The sequence below is a fragment of the Paenibacillus sp. PvR133 genome, assembly GCF_017833155.1.
Taxonomy (GTDB): Bacteria; Bacillota; Bacilli; order Paenibacillales; family Paenibacillaceae; genus Paenibacillus; species Paenibacillus polymyxa_B.
In genome coordinates, this window is record NZ_JAFIBS010000001.1 from 1,612,742 (window position 1) to 1,634,407 (window position 21,666).

The window sequence follows — 21,666 nt, forward strand, 5'->3', positions numbered from 1 at the left end:
TTAAGAGCGGTTGTACGATGTGCATGACCCAAAGGAGGTAAAAAACGATGACTGAATTGACGAAAAGAGTACGTATTTCCCAATGGGACGCACTCTTGCTGGAATCATTACGCTCTTTAGGCTGGTCCCAAGACGAATTAATCCGTCGGGTGCAGCAAAATGAGCTGCCAACGGACGGACCATCCGATTTTGATTATACAGAGCTTGTCACCGGGCTGGCGTCCAAAGAGCCGGAAGTGTTTGTCAGCGCGGTAACGGACGGATATCAGATCAAGTACAATACGATCCGGGGCATTCGTTCGTGGATTGCCGTTGCGTTCGGGCGGGAGCCTGAGCTGTCACTGGAGGAAGGAAGCGAAGCTGTTACATCCGAACTGACGAAGGCTGAGTATGATCGGCTGGAGAGAGTGCTGTCGTTAGGCTGGTTCATCCAGGAATTACGTCCCGCGGCTGGCGAGACTTCAGGATTATACCGAATTGTACCTGCTTCACAGACGAATTAAATATTGTTTATGGAGTAAAACACTTCACCAGAGATTGAAACGAGCTGACCGTGAAGGCCAGCTCGTTTTTTTAATGCAATCCTTCTTCATCTTTTTTATTCAGCATGACCAGACTATTGTGAATGACCCGTGTCATGCAGTAAAAGAATGCCATTCTGGTGGTTTGCATGATAGCTCCCAGCAACATGGACATCGACTCCATATGGGAAAAATGTAAGATAAGAATCCGGTTAATAATCCCTTCACCAAACCAGACAAAATATAGCGGAACAATCATCTTTTGAATATAACGCGCTTTGCGCTCCAATTCGGGGTGGAGCGCAAAGTAGCTATAAATATGGGTGAATGTATTGGAGAATCCCCACAAGTTAATAAAAGGAATCATGCGAGCAATGGCTCCCACGGTACGAATCGGATAATCGGAATGCTTTTGCCGGATGGCTTTATGTACTTGAACTAGCCAGATCAGATAGGTTACAAAACACATGTAGTACAGAACAAAGCTAAAAACTGTAAATTTTTGCTCCAGCTCGTATAGATGATCGTAATAAAAATCATTTGCGTAAATATACACTAACGTAAAAATAAGGATGAGAAATTCGCCCATAGTGCCCACTGCTAGTAAGGCTTGATGTACACTGCCAGCTGTCTTGGACGGGAATGCTTTGGAATCTGAATCATTCAAGATGTACTTCCTCCCAGTCTAGTTGCTTCAAATACACGATAGCATCCTCCAGTGTTTCTACGGGGATAATGCGTAGCTTGAGCCCATGCTCCTTTTGGACTCGGGCAGCTTCTGCTTCGTTGCCTTCCTCACCGTACCATTCATAATCTGCCGGTACGAAAAATAGATCAACCTTTGCAGCCTCGGCTCCCAGCAGCTTTTGCTCCAGTCCACCGACCGATCCGACATCTCCGTATTCTTCCATCGTGCCAGAGCCTGCGATTTTGTGACGTCCGCCATCTGAAAAGTCGATGTTATTGGCTTCCTCATACAGTCCGATGCCTGTCATCAGACCCAAGGAATTTCCCGAAAGATCCTGCAAATGAGTCAATAGCTCCGCATAGCGAGCATCCTCCAATTTGCTAAGATTCGAGAACGTCGCCGTAGCCTCAGCTGTGTCGCTGTCTACGCTTAATTCCGTCGCTGCATGTACGGCTTGCATGGCAGAATATTTTAGCGTGTCCGTCTCTGTGAGGTCCTTCAAATAAGAGTCCACTTCATCAGGGGCAAGGGGTTCAAATGTAATCGCTCCCCCGGATACATTTTCACTGGAATATACATTCCAACGCTCCAGGAGATTGTTAGCAATACCCGTTTGAACAGACGCAAAAAACACGCTTCCCTGAACGCCAAGATCTTTGACCGGATGCATTTCTCCTTGCAAAATATACTGTGCAGGCATAGGCCGTGTTCCAATAAAGGCAGCGATAGCCGGGATCAGCAGCAGCGCGAAGATGAGTATACGTTCTTTGTTTATGCCAAATATCTTTTTGAGGAGATATGGATTACGGCTTGGCACCTCATTCACAACCTTTCCATCTTTTCTCATACGGATATCATCGGTTGAAATGATTAGAAAGGTTACATTTTTCACCATAAATGATCGATAAGAGTATAGCCGTATTTATATTATAGAGGTAATGAAGAGGATGATTTTGTAGATTTAGACGCTCATTTTTTATGCTATATTTTATACATAAGGAAAATTTGAGAGTTGAGGTGCAGCATGACATCAATGACTATTGTCGAATCATCCGTCAAACCAGGATTAATGGCTTTTCAGGCAAGCACTGAAGATCAGGCTGAGGTTCAGGAGTTAATTTTAAAGACGGCCAGATGGCTGCACAGCAAAGGCTCCACGCAATGGGGCAACTTACTTAAAGGAAAAGATGATCACAACTTGGGCGGCGCTATTGCACGCGGAGAAGTGGTTATTTTCCGAGCATCGGAGGACCATAGCCTGGCAGGCGCAGTGATCTTGCAGCAGCAGCCCAGTGCATGGGACCGTAAGTTGTGGGGACTAGACGAAACGGATTCTGAAGGAGGAACCTCAGTATATCTGCATCGTTTGGTTGTGGATCGCGATAGCACCGGGAAGGGGCTAGGCCGTGAGCTGATGCAATGGATTGAACAAGGCATCCACTTCACAGGCAAGGATCGAATCCGTTTAGACTGTATTGCGGGAAATGACAAGCTTAGCGAGTTTTACACACAATGCGGTTATACGTATATAGGCGAAACGAACGGCTATAATATTTTTGAAAAGATGCTAACAGAGATGTAGAAAAATAAAATCTGAGCTGAGCAAAGGGACGTCTAGACAGATGTCCTTTTTGTTTTTTTAAGTCGTGTCATTCTATCCCGATATACGTCTAATTCCGAATTAAAGTGTTTTATAAATAAGTTTATTCATTAATTAAAACATCATAAATGAATGTTATAGGTATATATTACGTCATATATATTGAAATTTCCTCCTGATTTGTGTTACAACTTTAAATAGACATATAGATTAATTCAGGCATGTATCTCGATAAGTGGAGGGAATGAATTTAATGCTGAAAAGAGTGTACTCATTTAACGAAGGTAAGTTGGGGATGAAAGCGCTACTAGGAGGAAAAGGCGCTAATCTCGCGGAAATGACGACACTGGGTCTCCCGATCCCTCCCGGCTTCACGGTGACCACCGAGGCGTGCCGAGCCTATTTTGCTTCAGGCAGCAAGCTTCCGGAGGGCTTATTGGGGGAGATCGTAATCGCCCTGCACGACATTGAGGAAGCGCAGTCGGCTATATTCGGAGATACGGAGCGGCCTTTGCTGGTATCTGTCCGTTCAGGCTCGGTAACCTCAATGCCCGGTATGATGGATACGATTCTGAATCTGGGTCTGAATGATGAAACCGTGCGTGGATTGGCAGAACAGTCGAGAAATGAAACCTTCGCCTATGACTGTTACCGCAGATTTATTCAAATGTTCGGCGAGGTCGTGCTAGGAATAGACTCCATCCATTTTAATCAGCTTCAGGAGCAGAGCAAGCAAACCAACGGGCGTGTCAGTGACCAAGAGGTTAGCGCAGGAGAATGGAAGGAACTGATCGCAAATTATAAAGATCTTGTCGCAGAGCGGAGTGGACAGCCGTTTCCACAGGATGTGTATCAGCAACTGCAACTGGCGGTGGGGGCTGTATTCCGCAGTTGGAACAATATGCGTGCCAAGGTTTACCGGAAGGCTTTCGGCATTCCAGATGAACAAGGAACAGCAGTGAGCATTCAGGCCATGGTGTTTGGCAATCTCGGCAACGATAGCGGAACCGGAGTGCTCTTCACCCGCAATCCCTCCACAGGTGTGAAGGAACTGTACGGTGAGTATATGGTAAATGCTCAGGGAGAGGACGTCGTGGCAGGAATAAGAACGCCTAACCCTATTCCACAACTTCTGGAAGAGCTGCCGCTAGTCTATGATCGTCTGGAAGAGCTGGCCTCATTGCTGGAGTGTCATTACCGGGATATGCAGGATATCGAATTTACGATTGAAAAAGGCAATTTGTATCTGCTACAGACGCGCAGCGGCAAAAGAACGGGGCAGGCGGCTGTAAAAATAGCTGTGGATCTGGTGGAGGAAGGGATTATCAGCAAAGAGGAGGCTATCCAGCGGATCGAACCGTCCCACATGGACCAGCTGCTGCATCGCTCCATTGATACTTCCACACCGCTGGAGGCAATTACCCAAGGTTTTCCAGCCTCGCCTGGCGCAGCGAGTGGGCGTATTGTATTCGACGCGGATACGGCAGTGAACTGGACGAAGGATGGGCAAAAAGTCATCCTGGTCAGTGTGGAGACCTCACCCGATGATGTTCACGGAATCATTGCCGCCGAAGGGGTGCTGACGAGTCGAGGTGGGATGACCAGCCATGCTGCTGTGGTTGCAAGGGGCATGGGTAAACCCTGCATTTGCGGCTGTGACGCGCTGAGCATTGATCTGAGCAGTCGGAGCGTCAGTATCGGTACCCTGACCTTTCAGGAAGGGGAGGATATTTCACTCGATTCGACCAACGGACAGGTGTACCAAGGCAGTCTGTCGCTCAATGAGCCGGTTATTACACCGGAGTTACTGAAGCTGCTGGAGATTGCGGACGGCATTCGGACGTTGAAGGTCTACACTAATGCGGATACGCCATTCGACGCAGTCAAAGCCCGTGAATTTGGAGCCGAAGGCATCGGGCTATGTCGTACGGAGCATATGTTTTTCTCTGGCAATCGTCTACCTATCGTTCAGGCGATGATTTTGGCCGATGATCAGGAGGAGCGGATTCTTCATTTGAATCGTCTGCTCCAAATGCAACAATTTGACTTTGAGGCTATGTTCAGTGCGATGGACGGTTTACCGATGACGATTCGCCTGCTGGACCCGCCGTTACATGAGTTCCTGCCGAATCTGGAACAGCTTCAGGAGCGACATCGGGAGCTTGTGCTTTCCGGCGGCCACGCGGAGGAGCTCCAACGTCTTAAAAGCACTATCTCCAAGGTTCATGAACTACGGGAAATTAACCCTATGCTGGGTCTGCGCGGTGTTCGGCTGGGCATTCTGTTTCCAGAGATATACGACATGCAGATTGAAGCGATCTTTAAGGCCGCGGAAGCGGCACTACGCAGGGGCGTGGATGTGAGACCGGGGATTATGATTCCGCTGGTCGGTCACTCCAATGAACTCAAGCAAATGAGGGAACTGGTTGATAAGGTAGCCGTTCAGGTGCTTAGCGAGGAATTTAAGTGGTTCAAGTATCGGGTGGGCACCATGATTGAGGTTCCAAGAGCAGCCCTGCTGGCAGATAGCGTGGCCCAGTACGCGGACTTTTTCTCCTTTGGAACCAATGATCTGACGCAAATGACCTTTGGTTACAGTCGAGATGATGCTGAAGGTAAATTCCTCGGCTCCTATATGGAAAAAAACATACTGGAAACGAACCCTTTTCAGGTGTTGGATCAGGATGGCGTAGGCAAGCTGATCGAATGGGCTGTTGTCAAAGGCAGGGCAAAAAAGCCTTTTCTGGAGACAGGTATCTGCGGCGAGCATGGCGGGGATAGTGAGTCTATTCTCTTTTGTCACCGCAGCGGACTGGACTATGTCAGTTGCTCACCGTACCGGGTGCCATTTGCCCGCATTGCCGCTGCCCAAGCAGCTTTGCTTGTCAGAGCGGAGCAACCTGAGGGATCGTTGTCCGCTTTGTAGCTTATTAGCATATTCAAGGCAGCCTTGCTTCAAAGGCTGCCTTGTTCGTTTTACAGCAACATTGATATGCAGATCTCGTCGAGAACAATAAATTTTATATAGAAATGAAAATGGGGATATCGTGTCTCGCCCTCCTACATATGATGATAGGGAAAGTTTTGTAAGCGTTTCAAAAAAAGAAGACATACAACCAAGTGAAGCTACAGGAGGCGGTTAAGGTGGACAATTACATGAGCTGGATAAAGATTGGATTTTTCCTCAGCGTTCTGTTTTTGCTTGCAGCGGCATGCAGTACCTCTCCCAAAATAAAGAACACAGACGGGCAAAAAGTGCGGCTTACGATGCTGGCTTGGGGTAATCCTGCGGAGGTGAAGGTGTATCAGCGGGCGCTGGATGCATTTGAAAAGGAAAACCCATATATCGAGGTTAAGCTGGTGCCTGTGCCGGGAGACCAATATGAGCAAAAGCTGCTGACACAGCTTCAGGAAAGTCGCGGACCGGATGTGTTTTATGCGTATGAACCGACGATTGCGCGTTTGATCGGGGCGAAGCAGGTGCAGCCTTTGGGTGAGTTTTTAAATAGTGATGCGAGTGATGTGAAGGCTGAGGATTTTCCGGAAGGATTGTGGGGACCGGCAAAGCGTGACGGGGAAATCTATGGGGTCACTCCCGACTCCAACCCGATGGTCATGTATTACAACAAAAAGGTATTTAAGGAAGCAGGCGTGAAGACGCCGCAAGAATACTATGACGAAGGCAGGTGGAACTGGGATGCTTTTGAGGAGGTTACATCCAAGCTGAAGGCAGCTGGAAAGCAGGGTTATATTGCGGAAAACTGGTGGGCTCACTGGTATTCATGGGTGTGGTCGAATGGCGGTCAGATCTTTGATGAACAAGGCAAATATGTGCTGGACCACAATGAAAAGGGCAAGGAAGCCTTCAGTTTTATGTACGATATGGTGAAAAAGGGAAATGCGGTATATCTCGGCTCGCTTCCCAAAGGGCAAGGGGCTGACGCGATGTTCATGTCCAATCAAGTCGGCATGCTGGCGGCGGGAAGATGGCTGGAGCCCTTGTTTAGTCAAAATAAAAGCCTCAACTTCGATTATATCTACTGGCCATCCAATACCGGTAAGAATGAGCCCGTCGCCATTCCGGTTGCCTATGTAGCTGTAAACAAAAATAGTCCGCATGTGCAAGAGGCCATGAAGCTGGCAGCATTCTACGTCTCTGTGAAGGGGCAGGAGGCGCGGCTAGTTGAAGGCGGAAATGCCATGGGTACACTTGCTGCGGCCGATGAGAGCATTATGAAAAAGGCGACAATTGAGCATTCAAGCTATTTGACTGAGGGACGTAACATAGGGCATGCTCATGGATCTGCACTGGCCTATGATGCTCAGGTGCCGGGGTTGAACTCGGATATCACGGAAACCATCGACCTGATGTTCCTGGGCAAGCAGGATGCTGCGGCAACCATTGAAAAGTTGAGTCAGATCATATCCAAGGCGGTCAGGTAGGCACGGGATGGGCTATGACCGGGGAGGAAGGTGACAAGATGCAGAAAAAGCATCAAGCGCTGTGGGGCTGCCTTTTCATTGGCCCCCAGCTTCTGGGTCTGTTAAGCTTTTGTTAAAAATTGTTTTCCAGGTTCTGATTAGTTACCCCTTAAAAAGTCAGAGTTTCGCCTTAAAAACAAGCAAGGAATTCGAGTCGCCCATGTAGAAGTTGTTGTTGTCGAGGGAAAAAAGATTCCAAATAAGTCGTCTCGTGCTACGCCGTATTATGAAGGAAACCCGTCTGAAGATGAATTGCCCGTCCCCGTCATAGAATCACATATCAAGCAATTCGGTAAAGCGCCGCAGGCTGTAGCCACCGACCATAAATTTTCAACACTTGTATCTTAACTGTACAAATGAAGGAAGTGGTATGCCGTGAAGGTCGTAATTTGTGAAGACGAATGTTATTGGCGCGATGCGTTAAAAGCGTCTATATCTCGGTGGGCTTTAAATAAAAATATAGAGCTGCAATGTGCTGATTTTTATTCGTCCCAGAAATTAATTCAATATCTTAATGCTCACATAGATATAGACGTAGTTTTGCTCGATATTTCGCTAAGTAGTGAAGAAGATATTGATGGGATGACTACAGCAAAGCATATCCGAAAAATGGGCAATCGGGTACCTATCATTTTTGTTACCATTGATTCTGCTCGTGCTATTGACGGATATTTAGTGGAAGCAATGGGCTTCTTGAAAAAACCTATTGACGAGAAGCGACTTTCGCTATTTTTGGATAGAGTAGTGAAGCAAAAAAAACCGGAGCGAGTGTTCACTATCATAGCAGAGTCCACCATAAATAGTGTTCGTCAAAGTGATATAGTTTTTGTGGAAGTGAATAATCATACGATAATCTATCATACAACAAAAGAGGAAATCTATCTTAGAGGAACCTTAAACAAAGTGATGCAGTTATTAGGCTGTGAAAATTTTATCCAGATACATAGGTCGTATGTAATTGCAAAATCTAAAATCTACAGAGTAAAAATAACTTATCCATATTCCGTCGATATTTTTAATGGTCATGAGATTACCAATCTCCCTGTGAGCAGGAATTATATTACTAACCTGCTTGAGGTATATTCAGATGATGTATTGCAGTGAATATTATAAATACAGTATGCTTTCTTGAAGTCTTTTGAACGAAATGTAGCGTCGTACTGATACCCTTGGCGTAATCAGTCCTATCATCAGAAAGGCATGCCCAAATTAATGAAGGGTGCCGCGAAACAGCTAATTTACAGCTGGTTTGCGACACCCTCTTTTAGTTGTCCGGACGGAAATTTACTCGTATTTCATGCTGTTTACGACATCAACATACTATCTACGCCAGTCCATTGAAATTTCTTCTGTACTATTTAATAATCTAGACACAACAGAAGAAACGATTGACTCATATTCAAAACTACGAAAGGAGAATGCGAGTGATATAGACTTTTACGTTATGCATCTTAGAGATGATCATGTAGATGACTTCCTAGAACGAAGCTTACTAATTTTTTGAAAATAAGTATCTCAATCGTGAAAGGAGTACATTATGAAATTTGTCAGAAAAAGTGTTAGTTTTATTTTGGCAATACTGCTCATGTACAGTGTTTCAGTAGTTCCCTCTTTCGCGGCAAGTGAAACAACGTCGCAAGCGGCTAAGGAAGAGACGAAGAAGGCAGAAATTCAATCCATGTCCTCGATACCGTATTCTGCAATGGATACTCAAAAATTTGAAAATCTAGATGAAATATCTCCGGACGAAGCGAAAAAGATTTCCACAGATTCAACCCAGAGCAGAACCGTTAAACCGCAAAGCGCATGGGGTATCTCTGAACCTGTATTTGTAGGAGATGGCACTCTCAGTGATTCATTTGATAGCTACGCGGTTTCTCTCACTGCAAAGCAGCTATCATTCCTAAAGCTGGATTCCAGCAATCCAAATCTGTTGGCTATTCTGTACAATGTCAATGCCAACGGCTCGTTAGGCAGTTCTACTGGATGGGGTGTTAAAGCAAACGGAGGTCAAGCATACATTAATATCCCGGCAGGTAAATATGCGATTGTAATTGGTTCTGCGACAGGTGAAGAAAAAGGCAGCTATAAATTGATGTGGAATGCTTCCAATCCATCGGGTGCCTCTGCCATTATCAATTGTACAGCTGACCTTTCCAGAGTCGTATTGTATTATGATCTTTCAACGATCCGCAGCAACGGAGATAATATCTTAACGGGACTCAATTGGGAAAACCACGAAACCTGGTATACCCCAAATGGGTATTCCGCTAGAGATATGAGCATTTCAGTAGCTGAAGTAAAGGGCGTATATTTGGGGTCGTTCTCCAGTAGTGCACCCTATTCTGCTCCAAATGCATTACTGATTGAAATCAATAAGGGGTCATGGCTGTATAGTAACAGCTATTATCGAAATGTAAAAGGAGATGTAACCCATATTATGGATTACACCGATCCTTCGGGTCTTCAAACTCCGAGAACCTTTGGAACAGGGGAAGCCGATTTTTCGTATGGTCCTAATTACATCGTTATTAATTTGGACACATTCCAGGTTTGCGAGTTCTTAAGTCCATTCAATTATTTTTATACTTCAGATGGTGGCCGCACCTATTCGCTTACCAAGCTACAAAAAATATCTTAAATCGAAATCTTCATCATTGTCTAAAAGCAAATTATTGAAGGCATCACCTTGATGGGAGTTAAGGAGTAGGGGCATTCCTCTACTCCTTTTTGTATTTTTTTCGGTACTGTAGCGGGGTGTGCCCGGTAAGATGCTTGAATACACGACCAAAGTGAGCAATGCTGTCAAAGCCCGTTTTTTCAGCAATGGAGGTTACTTTCCAGCTCGTTTCTCTCAAATACGCACGAGCCTGCTGGACCCGCACATCCTGAAGATATTCTACTAAAGTAAAACCTGTTGTCTGCTTGAAAATACGGCACAAATACGTGCTGCTAATATAAAAATGCTCAGCCAGCTGATCTAGCGACAGGCTCTCGTCATAATGAGCATGCAGGTATGCAATGACCGAGTACACGCGCTGCTGCTTTTCGCTACGTTCCGGTGCAATGGTATCGGCAGTGGCCGATTGTATGCGCCGGATGCGGATAAGGAGCTGGAGTATCAAGCTTTGGAGATATAGTTGGCGGTAGGCATGTTCTTGGTGGTATTCATCTAGCATTTGCCGGAATAGATGCTCCAGCTCGCATTGTTCTTCCGCGGAGGGGCGAAGCAGAAAGCTTTTTTCTGGCAGAAGAAGCTGGTTCTGATCGCTGGAGGGAGAGACATTCATTGACGAGGCTGCAAATTCTTCATCAAAGTTAATCAAAATCCGTTCATGGCTACCACTACCCTTGTTACTCGTACGGTGAAAATCATGTTTGCTGATCCAAATCAGATCGCCCTTCTGGAGCGCGTATACCCGCTGATTAATGTAGTAGTAGCGCTCTCCTGCCAGCAAATAATAGATTTCGTGCGCTTGGTGGACATGGTCGGCAGACATGCTGAATGGCACCTTCCGCAGTGCTTGCTCGATAGAAAAACGGGGTGTAGCGATCATATCGATAGTCTCCTTTAATAAAAAATGCATAAGGATAATATATGTACACTTTACGGGAAAAATCATAATAAAAGCGAAGATTTTGCTCTTTCTTATACTATAAAATAAAAGCAATTCATGTAAAGGGTGTGAACCAATTGACTAAAATCAAATATGCACTTGTGGGTACTGGAGGAAGAGCCGAATTTTTTTACGGTGAAGTTGTTACCGTTTTCAAAGATACCTCGGAGCTGATCGCGTTCTGTGACGTCAATCAGACGAGAATGGATTATGCCAATCGGCTGTTGCAGGAGAAATACGAGCATGAGCCGATTCCGACCTATAAAGCTCACGAGTTTGATCGGATGATCGCGGAGACGAAGCCAGATATCGTCATTGTCACGACCATTGACCGGGTGCATCATCGGTATATTATCCGGGCGATGGAGCTGGGCTGTGATGTCATTTCCGAGAAGCCGATGACGGTGGATGAAGATAAATGCCAAGACATTTTGGATGCCATAGACCGCACGGGACGGAAACTGCGCGTCACCTTTAACTACCGCTATGCACCACATAATACGAAAATCCGTGAGCTGATCATGGACGGGACGCTCGGAGAGGTGCTGTCGGTCAATTTCGAATGGCTGCTGAATACACAGCATGGCGCGGATTATTTCCGTCGGTGGCACCGAGACAAGCGCAATAGCGGCGGTTTGCTGGTGCACAAGTCGACGCATCATTTTGATCTGATGAACTTCTGGCTTGGCTCAAAACCGGAGACGGTGTATGCGATGGGGGATCTGAAATTTTACGGACGAGAAAATGCGGAGCAGCGTGGCGTGACGGAGTTTTATCAACGGGCTTACGGCAGCAAGGCAGCGGAAAATGACCCCTTTGCGCTACATCTGGACCGTAACGAGCATCTAAAAAGCATGTATCTGGATGCTGAGCATGAGGATGGCTATGTGCGGGATCAAAGCGTATTTGGTGACAATATCAGCATTGAAGATACGCTGAGTGTCATGGTGAAGTATCAGAACAAGACGGTAATGAACTATTCGCTGAATGCTTACATGCCTTGGGAGGGCTTTATCATCGTATTTAACGGCACGAAGGGACGGATGGAGGTTCGGGTATCCGAGCAATCCTATGTTAATTCCGGTGGCAGCAAGGCAGATGAGGGTGCGCTAAAAGAGAAGACCATCACCATCTATCCCCACTTTGCAGCACCTTATGAGGTCGAAGTGGAGGAAGGCCAGGGTGGTCATGGCGGAGGAGATCCAGTTATGCTGCGTGATATTTTTGATAAGCCGGCAGAGGATCGGTTTCATCGTGCGGCCTCACATATTGACGGTGCATGGTCCATTTTAACAGGCATTGCCGCCAACCGTTCTATGCGTACAGGTCAACCGGTGAAGGTGGAGGAACTGGTGCGCTTGTAATGAGCAGTAAATTTAATACCGAAAAGCCCCCTCTAACTAGATGAATAGAGGGGGCTTTTGGGGTGTATTTATATATAGAATGCACCTTACATCTTACGGCACTTTATTTTATTATTTATCGGCAGTCAGTTCCCGGGTTCCCAGTTGTTGTACAGGACGATGGTTATCGGGAAAAATGGCAGCAAACTGGTTGATTTGGTCTGCGGACATTTCAATAGGCTGTTCCAGCACTGTCCAATGTACATGTTCTGTGCATGGCGGGGTAGTCAGCGATCCGTTGTAACGAACGGAGTGCAGGTCTTTTGGCAGCAGCGTAGCGAGATTTATTTCTTCATCCAGAGCTGCTTCTTGGGAAATATCTTTCGGCAGTTTGGACCAGATGCGGTTGAAAGCCTTGTTTTCTTTGCCACTTTGGATAAGGACCCCTAAGACTGCTGTGCTTCCGTTGTCGCTTTGATGGACAAAATGAAGCTCCATTTCAGCATTTTTACCATCTATTTGGTGTTCGCTCGGGTGATGAAAATGAAACTGCTTTAAAGTGAATTTAGTACCGTCCAGCACGATGTTATTGTTGGCATCGGCAACACTGATTTGCACAGTGTGCCCATTATTTAAAATGGATGCTTTCGTATTGGTGTAATGAACTTGTAGCGGTTGCTGTGTTTGCGATGCTTCCAGATGGGTATGCTCTATATTGACAGGAGATTGTTCGTGGCCGTTACCACAAGCAACAAAATCTTTTTCCAGCTCTCCCCAATGCTCGGGTCCCTCTTCTCCTGCATAGGACCAGTGTGGGCCTTTCTGAACAACTGCATGAGCGTTGTTAGCCGATGAGGATGAAGTGCTGGTGGTACTAGAAATGGCGGGCTGTGAATTGCATCCTGTTACCGACACGACCAAGATAATGGCAAATATGCTGAACAGGCAACCTTTCCAGTTTTTTTTCATGTTTCTTTATCCTTCTTCCAAAATAGAGTATGTGAAACTTTTTACATTGTAAATTATTGTACAAAGTTCCTACAAGGGTCCAAGGACTTAGAAAGAAGCGTTTTTCGATTAAATAGCTTTAAGTTAGATTTATATTTGTCCTTTTTGGGCAAAAATTACTATAATAATGAAGTGTATATTACAAAATAATTCCATATCTAATTAAAGGAGAGATCTACATGAAAGCAGCAATTGTTACAAAAGACAAGAAAGTCAGTGTAGAAGAGAAACCTTTACGCTCCCTGAAGCATGGGGAAGCGTTAGTCCAAGTAGAATACTGCGGAGTCTGCCACACAGATTTACATGTAAAAAATGCAGATTTCGGTGATGTTACAGGCAGAGTTCTGGGGCATGAAGGTATTGGAAAAATCATTGAATTAGGCGAAGGAGTAACCAGTCTTAAGATTGGTGATCGCGTAAGTATTGCCTGGATGTTCGAAAGCTGCGGTCACTGCGAATATTGCCTAACCGGGCGGGAAACGCTGTGTCGTGAAGTTAAAAATGCCGGATATACGGTAGACGGTGCAATGGCAGAGCAATGTATTGTCACAGCTGACTACGCGGTCAAAGTACCAGATAGTCTTGACCCTGCTGCTGCAAGTAGTGTAACTTGCGCAGGGGTTACAACATATAAAGCAGTTAAAGTAAGTGAAATCAAACCAGGACAATGGATCGGTATCTTCGGTATTGGTGGCTTGGGTAACCTGGCTGTGCAATATGCCAAAAATGTATTCAATGCTAAAGTTGTAGCCTTTGACATTAGTGATGAAAAACTAGAACTGGCTAAACAAATTGGTGCTGACTATATCGTTAACAGCATGAAAGAAGATCCGGTCGCCCGAGCTAAGGAGTTAACAAACGGTGCTGGTCTGGACGCAACCGTGGTTACTGCTGTTGCCAAAACACCTTTCAACCAGGCCATCGACGTTGTAAAGGCTGGCGCGCGTGTTGTAGCTGTAGGTCTTCCAACTGATAAGATGGATCTGGACATTCCACGTCTGGTTCTGGACGGCATTCAAGTTATTGGCTCCTTGGTCGGCACTCGTGAAGACCTTAAAGAAGCGTTCCAGTTCGCTGCAGAAGGTAAAGTCGTCCCTCTTGTACAAAAACGTCCGATCGAAGACATTAATGAGATCTTCGAGGAGATGGAGCAGGGCAAAATCCAAGGACGCATGGTCATCGATTTCACAAATTAAAATGATGTCCAATTCGTAACCCTTGGAATTCGGAGAGAGAAGCGCCTGCTGATGTATGCAGGCGCTCTTTTTGGCTTTACAGCTTATTCAGAATGTTATCTTCCAAAACCGCAGACTTATCCCCGTATTCTTTAATAATATGTCTTTCTCCCCAAGCACAAAGAGAATCTAAAATGCCTTTCAGACTACATCCATATTCACTAAGCTCGTACTCCACTTTGGGTGGAACCTGATTATAGCTAATCCGATTGACAATGCCGTCTTCCTCTAATTCACGAAGCTGCTGAGTCAGCATTTTTTGTGTTATGGAAGGCATCATCCGTTTTAATTCGCTTGTCCGCATCTTTCCATGTGTCAAATGACACAGAATCACGCATTTCCATTTTCCCCCGATCACCTCTAACGTCGCCTCAACAGAGATGTTGTATTTTTTCTTCCCCAATGCAGATCCCCCCATGTGTATCGCTTCTGTTATACATACCTTAACAGCCTGTTTTAATCAAAAAAAACTTTATCTAGGGTACTTTTTAGTACCTATATCACTAAAAAGTACGTACTGTTCATATTTGCTTGAATAACTCATAATAACATCTGCTGGTCGAAGATTTCTATAGATAGGAGTGAAAAACATGTCGCCAGAATCAAAACGAAGTATCTGGCCATTACTGGCTCTAGCCGTAAGCGCCTTTGCGATTGGAACAACCGAGTTCATCAGCGTGGGACTACTTCCCCTGATTGCTGAAGACTTGCATATATCTGTAACGATGTCTGCACTAACTGTAACGCTATATGCATTAGGGGTTACCATCGGGGCACCTGTCTTGACCTCATTAACATCAGGTGTTCCCCGTAAAACGTTGCTGCTGTGGATCATGATTATATTTATTGCAGGTAATAGCCTCGCTGCGGTCTCTAGCGGAATAGCCTTGCTGCTGATTGCGCGTGTGATCTCAGCGTTCGCCCATGGGGTGTTCATGTCTATCGGTTCCACCATCGCGGCCGATCTTGTGCCGGATGATCGGCGAGCGAGTGCTATTTCCATTATGTTCTCTGGGTTGACCGTAGCCACAGTCACAGGTGTACCTTTGGGTACCTACATTGGGCAGCAATGGGGTTGGCGGGCTGCATTTATGGCGATTGTGGTCGTCGGTGTAGTGGCACTCATCGCCAATCTGATTCTGCTGCCATCTACGCTGCGCAAAGGGAACAAGACTCCTTTCCGCGAGCAGGTCAAACTGGTTACCAATGGTCGCTTGCTACTCGCATTTATCATTACAGCTTTGGGGTATGGAGGCACATTTGTGGTGTTTACTTATTTATCTCCATTACTTCACGACATAACCGGATTTCAGCAAAGTACGGTAACGTTTATACTTTTGCTGTATGGAATTGCGATTGCTATCGGTAATGTCATTGGCGGAAAAGCAGCCAACCGCAAGCCGCTTTCAGCTTTGTTTTACATGTTTTTGATTCAAGCAGTGATCCTTTTTCTCCTGTTGTTCACGGCACCTTTTAAAACGGCAGGACTGATTACGATCTTCTTTATGGGATTGCTTGCGTTTATGAACGTGCCCGGGCTACAGGTATATGTAGTCATGTTGGCCGAAAGGTTTGCACCCAAAGCTGTCGATGTTGCGTCTGCTGTTAATATTGCAGCTTTCAACGCAGGGATAGCCATCGGAGCTTATGTAGGCGGGATTGTAACGGATTCACTCGGTCTCATTCATACGGCCTGGATCGGGAGCATTATGGTTTTCGTTGCGGTTCTGCTCACAGGCTGGAGTCGTATGCTCGAAAAAAGGGATACAACCCCCATTACAGGTTAAAGCTTTTAAAAAATAGAGAGGAAGATACAAAATGACACAAAACTTACAAAGCACAACATTGTTAAACAACGGAGTTCACATGCCTTGGTTTGGCATTGGGGTATTTAAAGTGGAAGAAGGTTCGGAGCTGGTCGATGCTATAAAGACTGCTGTAAAGCATGGCTACCGCAGTATAGATACAGCTGCAATCTATGCGAATGAAAGCAGTGTAGGGCAGGCTATTCAGGAAGCCCTTCAGGAAAATAATCTGTCCAGAGAAGATCTGTTCGTCACGTCCAAAGTGTGGAATGCAGATTTAGGCTATGAAGAGACACGAGCAGCTTATGAAGCCAGTCTGGACAAGCTGGGTCTGGAATATCTGGATCTATATCTGATTCATTGGCCAGTTCAAGGAAAGTATAAAGAAGCTTGGAGAGCTTTGGAATCCTTGTATAAAGAAGGACGGATTAAGGCGATTGGAGTCAGCAACTTCCAGATTCATCATTTGGAAGATCTCATGAAGGATGCTGAAATCAAGCCAATGATCAATCAGGTGGAGTTCCATCCACAATTAACCCAAGCCGAGCTGTTGCAATTCTGTCAAAAGAACGACATTCAAATGGAAGCCTGGTCTCCGTTAATGCAAGGCCAATTGCTCGATCATCCGGTACTGCAAGACATAGCGACCAAGTATGGCAAATCGGTGGCGCAAGTGATTTTACGCTGGGATGTGCAGCAGGGAGTTGTCACCATTCCCAAGTCTACCAAGGCGCATCGGATCGTCGAAAATGCCGACATTTTTGACTTCGAACTGACGCGCGAGGATATGGAACGAATTCAGGCGTTAAATGCCGATCTTCGGGTAGGTCCAGATCCGGATAACTTTGATTTTTAAAATTACGTTCATCATGATACGCCGTTTTCTTCTTCATTGAAGGGGACGGCGTTTTTGTCCATGATGGGTCTGGAGCCACAGCAATCCAATCCCGCCATATGGTATTATAGGGTTATGTGAAAAGAGACGTTTTGGAAGCATATGAATATGAAAAATCTCCGGGGGACTTCATGAATAAGACGATTGCAGATATAGCCCAAATGGCTGGTGTATCCAAGAGCACGGTATCTCGTTTTTTGAACGGCGGGTCTGTCAGCGTGGATACGAAACGTAAAATTGAAAAAGTGGTTAAAGCTACGGGCTATGTGCCCAATGCCTTTGCCCAGAGTCTTAAGGCGAAGCGGACCAACATTATCGGCACCGTTGTGCCGCGTCTGGATTCTTTTGCGACATCCCATACGTTGATGGGGATTGATGAGGAGCTGCGTTCTCAGCATTATCAGATGCTGATCTCCAATACGAGCCAGGATCTACAGCGTGAAATTGAAGCTATTTATGAGCTGGGCCGACAAAAGATTTCGGGTATCATTTTGCTGGCTGCTCAAATTACAGACGACCATCTGACCGCGATTCGTGACATCGGTATTCCGGTGTTGCTGGTGGGCCAGCAGCACGAGCAGCTTCATAGCCTTATCCATGATGACTATCGTGCAGGATATGATATCGGCACGTACGTTTTGTCACAGGGACACCGCGAAATTGCCTACGTTGGTGTTACTGAAAAGGATGTTGCCGTCGGTGTGCAGCGCAAGGAGGGCTTTAGGCAGGCTGTTCGCGATGCATTGCCTGCTGAGTCTCATACGGACGATGCGATGCGAGCAGCAGGGTATGATATCAGATACTATGAGACCGGATTTAAAATGTCCGATGCACGGATTGCTGCATCCGCCATTTTGGACCATTTCAAGCCATCGTTAATGGTGTGTGCTACGGATAATATCGCGCTGGGCGTAATCAATGCGGCTTATTCCAGAGGGATTGTCATTCCGTCGGATTTGTCGGTAACTGGCTTTGGGGGATACGATATTACGGAGGTCATTCACCCTGCCCTGACAACCGTTCAATATCCGTATATGGAGGCTGGACGTGTAGCAGCGCAAAATATTATGCGGCTGGTAGAACATAAATCGGTAGAAAAAGTGACGGTCATGAATTATTCCCTTATCGAAAGAGAAAGCGTTGACAAACGCTGAACAAGTGGATTATAATTTCTTCGAAACCGGTTCCATAGCATTCGGGCACAAATGGAATCGGTTGCAAATCCATGGATGAGTATATTTTTTTAATCGCATGGGAACCGGTTCCGATAGAATGTTTTTTTCATTGATTTGGAACCGGTTCCTGAAGCGAAAGTTTTAATAAAAATGAGGTACACCTATGAAAATGACAAGAGAACAAAAGTATCGAATGATCGAGCAGGCAGAGCCCGGTGAAATAGCCAGCTTGGAGGAGAAAGTGGAGCAATGTCACTGGCGGCAGGCGTTTCATATCCAGCCACCGACAGGTTTGCTCAATGACCCCAATGGCTTTTCATATTACCAAGGTGAATACCACTTATTTTATCAGTGGTTTCCGCTCGGAACGGATCATGGGATGAAATACTGGTATCATCTGAAATCCAAAGATTTGGTCACATGGAATAGTGCGGGCATTGGTATTGCACCTGGGGATTATTTTGATTCGCATGGGGCTTATTCGGGCAGCGCACTGGAGCATGAGGGCAAGTTATATATGCTGTATACGGGAAATGCACGAGATGAAGATTGGATCAGACATCCTTATCAATGCATGGCTGTTATGGACGATAAAGGTCACATTACTAAATGGGAGCACCCCGTTATTTCCAATGTGCCAGAAGGGTATACAGACCATTTTCGTGATCCCAAGCTATGGAAAGACGGCGATAGCTTTTACTGTGTGATTGGTGCCCAGAGAACGAATTTAACAGGCTGCGCCGTCCTCTACCGATCAACCGACCTTCGTACGTGGCAGTTTGAGGGAGAATTGTGCACAGGCCTGAAATCGTTTGGCTACATGTGGGAATGTCCAGATTATTTTGAACTGAACGAAGCGGGGGTCTTGATCTTTTCTCCTCAGGGCTTGGAGCCTTCTGGGGATGAAAATCACAATATTTATCAATCGGGCTACGTAATCGGCAAGCCGTTAGATACCGGAACAAGAAGACTGGAGCACGGCGCATTCCACGAGCTCGATAGAGGCTTTGACTTCTATGCGCCACAGACGATGATTGACCCACAGGGGCGGCGTATTATGGTGGCATGGATGGGCCTGCCGGATATCGAATATCCCACAGATCCGAACGGATGGGCTCATTGTCTGACATTACCAAGGGAGCTTACGCTTCATGAGGGCAAACTCTTGCAGCGGCCGATCCCTGAGCTAACTACGCTACGTAGAAATCGTGAGGATCGGGTAGCTGACACGTTATTCTCAGAGAGCAAAACCTATGAAGGATTTACAGGTACGGCCTATGAGCTGATCTGTGAGGTAGATCTTTTGAGCGCTAAGGTGTTTGGTATTGAATTCCGTGCGAGTGAGACTGAGAAAACGGTGATTAAATATAATGCCGTCAGCCGCAAACTAATATTGGACCGTTCGCAATCAGGTGAGCCTGTAGCCACTTCGTATGGTGAGGTACGGCAGTGTTCATGGGATAAAGATCATATCAAACTACATTTGTTTGTAGATACGTCTTCAGTTGAGATTTTCGTCAATGATGGGGAAGAGGTGTTCACCAGTCGTATTTTTCCGCATCCAGAGAGTGACGAAATACGCTTTTTTGCCGACAAGGGAGAGGCTCTCTTCCAGGCGGTAAAATGGGATTTTACATGAGCAGGCTAAAACATCAAGTGGTTCGTTAATCATCAAACATAACGGAATGAACGAGAGGATGAACATCATGGCGGAAAACAGAGAAATAGCTAAAGAAGTGATCCAGGCAATCGGTGGGCAAGAAAATATTGCATCTTTTGCTCATTGTGCGACGCGCTTGCGAATTATGGTGCATGACAAGGAGAAGATTGATCAGAAAAAAGTTGAGGAGATCGACAAGGTCAAGGGTGCTTTTTTCAATTCCGGGCAATATCAGATTATTTTTGGTACGGGTACGGTAAATCGAATTTTTGAAGAGGTCGAAAAGCTTGGCGTAACCGGTTCATCTAAAGAAGAGGTGAAGAGTCAGGCGAAAAAAGAAGGAAACGTCTTCCAACGCTCCATCCGTACCTTTGGCGATGTGTTTGTACCGATTATTCCTGTACTGGTTGCTACGGGGCTGTTCATGGGGCTACGTGGCTTGCTCACTCAGCCGCAAATTCTCGCTCTACTCGGCATGACGCCACAGGACATTTCACCCAATTTTCTATTATACACACAAGTATTAACGGATACGGCCTTTGCTTTTCTGCCAGCGTTAGTCGCATGGTCAGCCTTTAGAGTATTTGGTGGCAGTCCAGTGCTGGGTATCGTTCTTGGTCTGATGCTGGTAAACCCGGCCTTGCCCAACGCTTATAGTGTTGCGGACGGCTCAGCTCACCCGTTGACGATGTTCGGATTCATTCCTGTGGTGGGCTATCAAGGCTCAGTATTGCCAGCTTTCTTCGTGGGCTTGATCGGAGCCAAGCTGGAGCGGGCGCTGCGCAAACGGGTGCCTGAAGCGCTAGATCTGATTCTTACACCGTTTTTAACACTGTTAATCATGATCACTTTGGGATTATTTGCCATCGGTCCAATTTTCCATTCACTCGAAGAATGGGTGCTGCACGGAACAACGTTTGTGCTGGATTTACCTTTCGGTATTGCAGGGATTGTCATCGGTTTCTTGCATCAGATTATCGTCGTTACAGGTGTGCATCATATATTTAATTTCTTGGAGATTCAACTGCTTGAAAAGAACGGCGTAAACGCCTTTAACGCCATCATTACCTGCGCTATGGCTGCTCAAGGTGCTGCCTGTCTGGCGGTTGGACTGAAAACGAAGAATAGCAAGCTGAAAGCGTTAGCACTTCCTTCCTCGTTGTCTGCTTTTCTAGGGATTACGGAGCCGGCTATTTTCGGGGTCAACCTGAGATACATGAAGCCTTTTGTCATGGGCCTCATCGGTGGTGCGGTTGGCGGTTTTATCGCTTCAGTCTTCCATTTGGCGGCTACAGGTATGGCAGTTACGGTCATTCCGGGCACGTTGCTCTACATGAATCATCAGCTTCCGCTTTACATTTTGGCGAACTTGGCTGCTATGGTTGTAGCGTTTGTCCTGACCTGGATGTTTGGCTATAACGATAAAATGTTGGAAGAGGTCAAAACAGCGGGTTCTTCTAATTAACGCCACCCAGGTGGTACGAATACACGCAGATTCATGCACGTAAGCATAAATATGATGGTCGTTCTACATGGAACGCTCTTGGTCCCTAGTGAAAAAGGGCTACTAGAGCAGGGTTCCAGGTGGAGCGACCATTTTTATTAACTAAGGATTTTGCAAAAATCCTGAACTATGA

18 protein-coding genes are annotated in these 21,666 nt (G+C 46.0%); 13 read left to right on the forward strand and 5 right to left on the reverse strand.

From position 1 onward, the window contains the following. The first annotated feature begins 47 nt into the window (after positions 1–47). Positions 48–503 carry a hypothetical protein gene (locus tag JOE49_RS07150; protein ID WP_160789546.1) on the forward strand — a complete coding sequence of 152 codons (456 nt, stop codon included), beginning with the start codon at positions 48–50 and terminating at the stop codon, positions 501–503. A 70-nt stretch (positions 504–573) separates the two neighbouring features. On the opposite strand, the gene JOE49_RS07155 is transcribed toward JOE49_RS07150, so the two are convergent. Together JOE49_RS07155 and JOE49_RS07160 are read right to left on the reverse strand one after the other, a co-directional pair. Then, positions 574–1,188 (reverse strand): hypothetical protein, encoded by a 615-nt coding sequence (locus tag JOE49_RS07155; protein ID WP_076265106.1) that lies wholly within the window; start codon positions 1,186–1,188, stop codon positions 574–576. Continuing rightward, on the reverse strand, positions 1,181–2,056 hold the full coding sequence (locus JOE49_RS07160) for a hypothetical protein (protein ID WP_231517208.1): 876 nt from the start codon (positions 2,054–2,056) through the stop codon (positions 1,181–1,183). The genes JOE49_RS07155 and JOE49_RS07160 overlap by 8 nt, the downstream gene beginning before the upstream one ends. A 177-nt stretch (positions 2,057–2,233) precedes the next feature. Between JOE49_RS07160 and JOE49_RS07165 the strand changes: the two genes are divergently transcribed. The 5 genes from JOE49_RS07165 to JOE49_RS07185 all read left to right on the forward strand — a co-directional run bounded on the left by JOE49_RS07165 (position 2,234) and on the right by JOE49_RS07185 (position 9,932). Then, on the forward strand, positions 2,234–2,791 hold the full coding sequence (locus tag JOE49_RS07165) for a GNAT family N-acetyltransferase (protein ID WP_160789545.1): 558 nt from the start codon (positions 2,234–2,236) through the stop codon (positions 2,789–2,791). Between the two features lie 271 nt (positions 2,792–3,062). After that, positions 3,063–5,735: a pyruvate, phosphate dikinase gene (gene ppdK, locus JOE49_RS07170; protein ID WP_209940807.1), complete on the forward strand. Its 2,673-nt coding sequence runs from the start codon at positions 3,063–3,065 to the stop codon at positions 5,733–5,735. A gap of 218 nt (positions 5,736–5,953) precedes the next feature. Beyond that, positions 5,954–7,252 (forward strand): ABC transporter substrate-binding protein, encoded by a 1,299-nt coding sequence (locus JOE49_RS07175; protein ID WP_209940808.1) that lies wholly within the window; start codon positions 5,954–5,956, stop codon positions 7,250–7,252. A 414-nt stretch (positions 7,253–7,666) separates the two neighbouring features. Beyond that, positions 7,667–8,395, forward strand: a complete 729-nt coding sequence (locus tag JOE49_RS26780; protein ID WP_160788838.1) for a LytTR family transcriptional regulator DNA-binding domain-containing protein — start codon at positions 7,667–7,669, stop codon at positions 8,393–8,395. Positions 8,396–8,828: 433 nt separating this feature from the next. After that, positions 8,829–9,932, forward strand: a complete 1,104-nt coding sequence (locus JOE49_RS07185; protein WP_023986585.1) for a hypothetical protein — start codon at positions 8,829–8,831, stop codon at positions 9,930–9,932. A gap of 79 nt (positions 9,933–10,011) precedes the next feature. Here JOE49_RS07185 and JOE49_RS07190 read toward each other — a convergent pair whose 3' ends face one another. After that, a complete protein-coding gene (locus tag JOE49_RS07190) occupies positions 10,012–10,848 on the reverse strand; it encodes an AraC family transcriptional regulator (protein WP_209940809.1) in 837 nt (278 codons plus the stop codon). A gap of 137 nt (positions 10,849–10,985) precedes the next feature. Between JOE49_RS07190 and JOE49_RS07195 the strand changes: the two genes are divergently transcribed. After that, the gene (locus JOE49_RS07195; RefSeq protein WP_209940810.1) at positions 10,986–12,272 is read left to right on the forward strand and encodes a Gfo/Idh/MocA family protein; all 1,287 of its coding nucleotides are present in this window, start codon (positions 10,986–10,988) and stop codon (positions 12,270–12,272) included. A 111-nt stretch (positions 12,273–12,383) separates the two neighbouring features. Here the strand turns inward: JOE49_RS07195 and JOE49_RS07200 are convergent, their stop codons facing one another. Further along, a complete protein-coding gene (locus tag JOE49_RS07200; protein ID WP_209940811.1) occupies positions 12,384–13,220 on the reverse strand; it encodes a carbonic anhydrase in 837 nt (278 codons plus the stop codon). Between the two features lie 218 nt (positions 13,221–13,438). Between JOE49_RS07200 and adhP the strand changes: the two genes are divergently transcribed. Further along, on the forward strand, positions 13,439–14,455 hold the full coding sequence (gene adhP, locus JOE49_RS07205; protein ID WP_209940812.1) for an alcohol dehydrogenase AdhP: 1,017 nt from the start codon (positions 13,439–13,441) through the stop codon (positions 14,453–14,455). Between the two features lie 76 nt (positions 14,456–14,531). On the opposite strand, the gene JOE49_RS07210 is transcribed toward adhP, so the two are convergent. Further along, a complete protein-coding gene (locus JOE49_RS07210) occupies positions 14,532–14,897 on the reverse strand; it encodes a winged helix-turn-helix transcriptional regulator (protein ID WP_013308345.1) in 366 nt (121 codons plus the stop codon). 187 nt (positions 14,898–15,084) lie between these two features. Between JOE49_RS07210 and JOE49_RS07215 the strand changes: the two genes are divergently transcribed. The 5 genes from JOE49_RS07215 (at position 15,085) to JOE49_RS07235 (ending at position 21,494) form a co-directional block, all read left to right on the forward strand. Further along, positions 15,085–16,281 carry an MFS transporter gene (locus JOE49_RS07215; RefSeq protein WP_209940813.1) on the forward strand — a complete coding sequence of 399 codons (1,197 nt, stop codon included), beginning with the start codon at positions 15,085–15,087 and terminating at the stop codon, positions 16,279–16,281. Between the two features lie 31 nt (positions 16,282–16,312). After that, positions 16,313–17,155, forward strand: coding sequence for an aldo/keto reductase (locus JOE49_RS07220; protein ID WP_209940814.1), 843 nt, complete (start codon positions 16,313–16,315; stop codon positions 17,153–17,155). A 170-nt stretch (positions 17,156–17,325) separates the two neighbouring features. After that, positions 17,326–18,348 carry a LacI family DNA-binding transcriptional regulator gene (locus tag JOE49_RS07225; RefSeq protein WP_160788846.1) on the forward strand — a complete coding sequence of 341 codons (1,023 nt, stop codon included), beginning with the start codon at positions 17,326–17,328 and terminating at the stop codon, positions 18,346–18,348. Between the two features lie 184 nt (positions 18,349–18,532). After that, positions 18,533–20,008: a glycoside hydrolase family 32 protein gene (locus tag JOE49_RS07230; RefSeq protein WP_209940815.1), complete on the forward strand. Its 1,476-nt coding sequence runs from the start codon at positions 18,533–18,535 to the stop codon at positions 20,006–20,008. Between the two features lie 67 nt (positions 20,009–20,075). Then, on the forward strand, positions 20,076–21,494 hold the full coding sequence (locus JOE49_RS07235) for a sucrose-specific PTS transporter subunit IIBC (RefSeq protein WP_013308350.1): 1,419 nt from the start codon (positions 20,076–20,078) through the stop codon (positions 21,492–21,494). Positions 21,495–21,666: the final 172 nt, after the last annotated feature.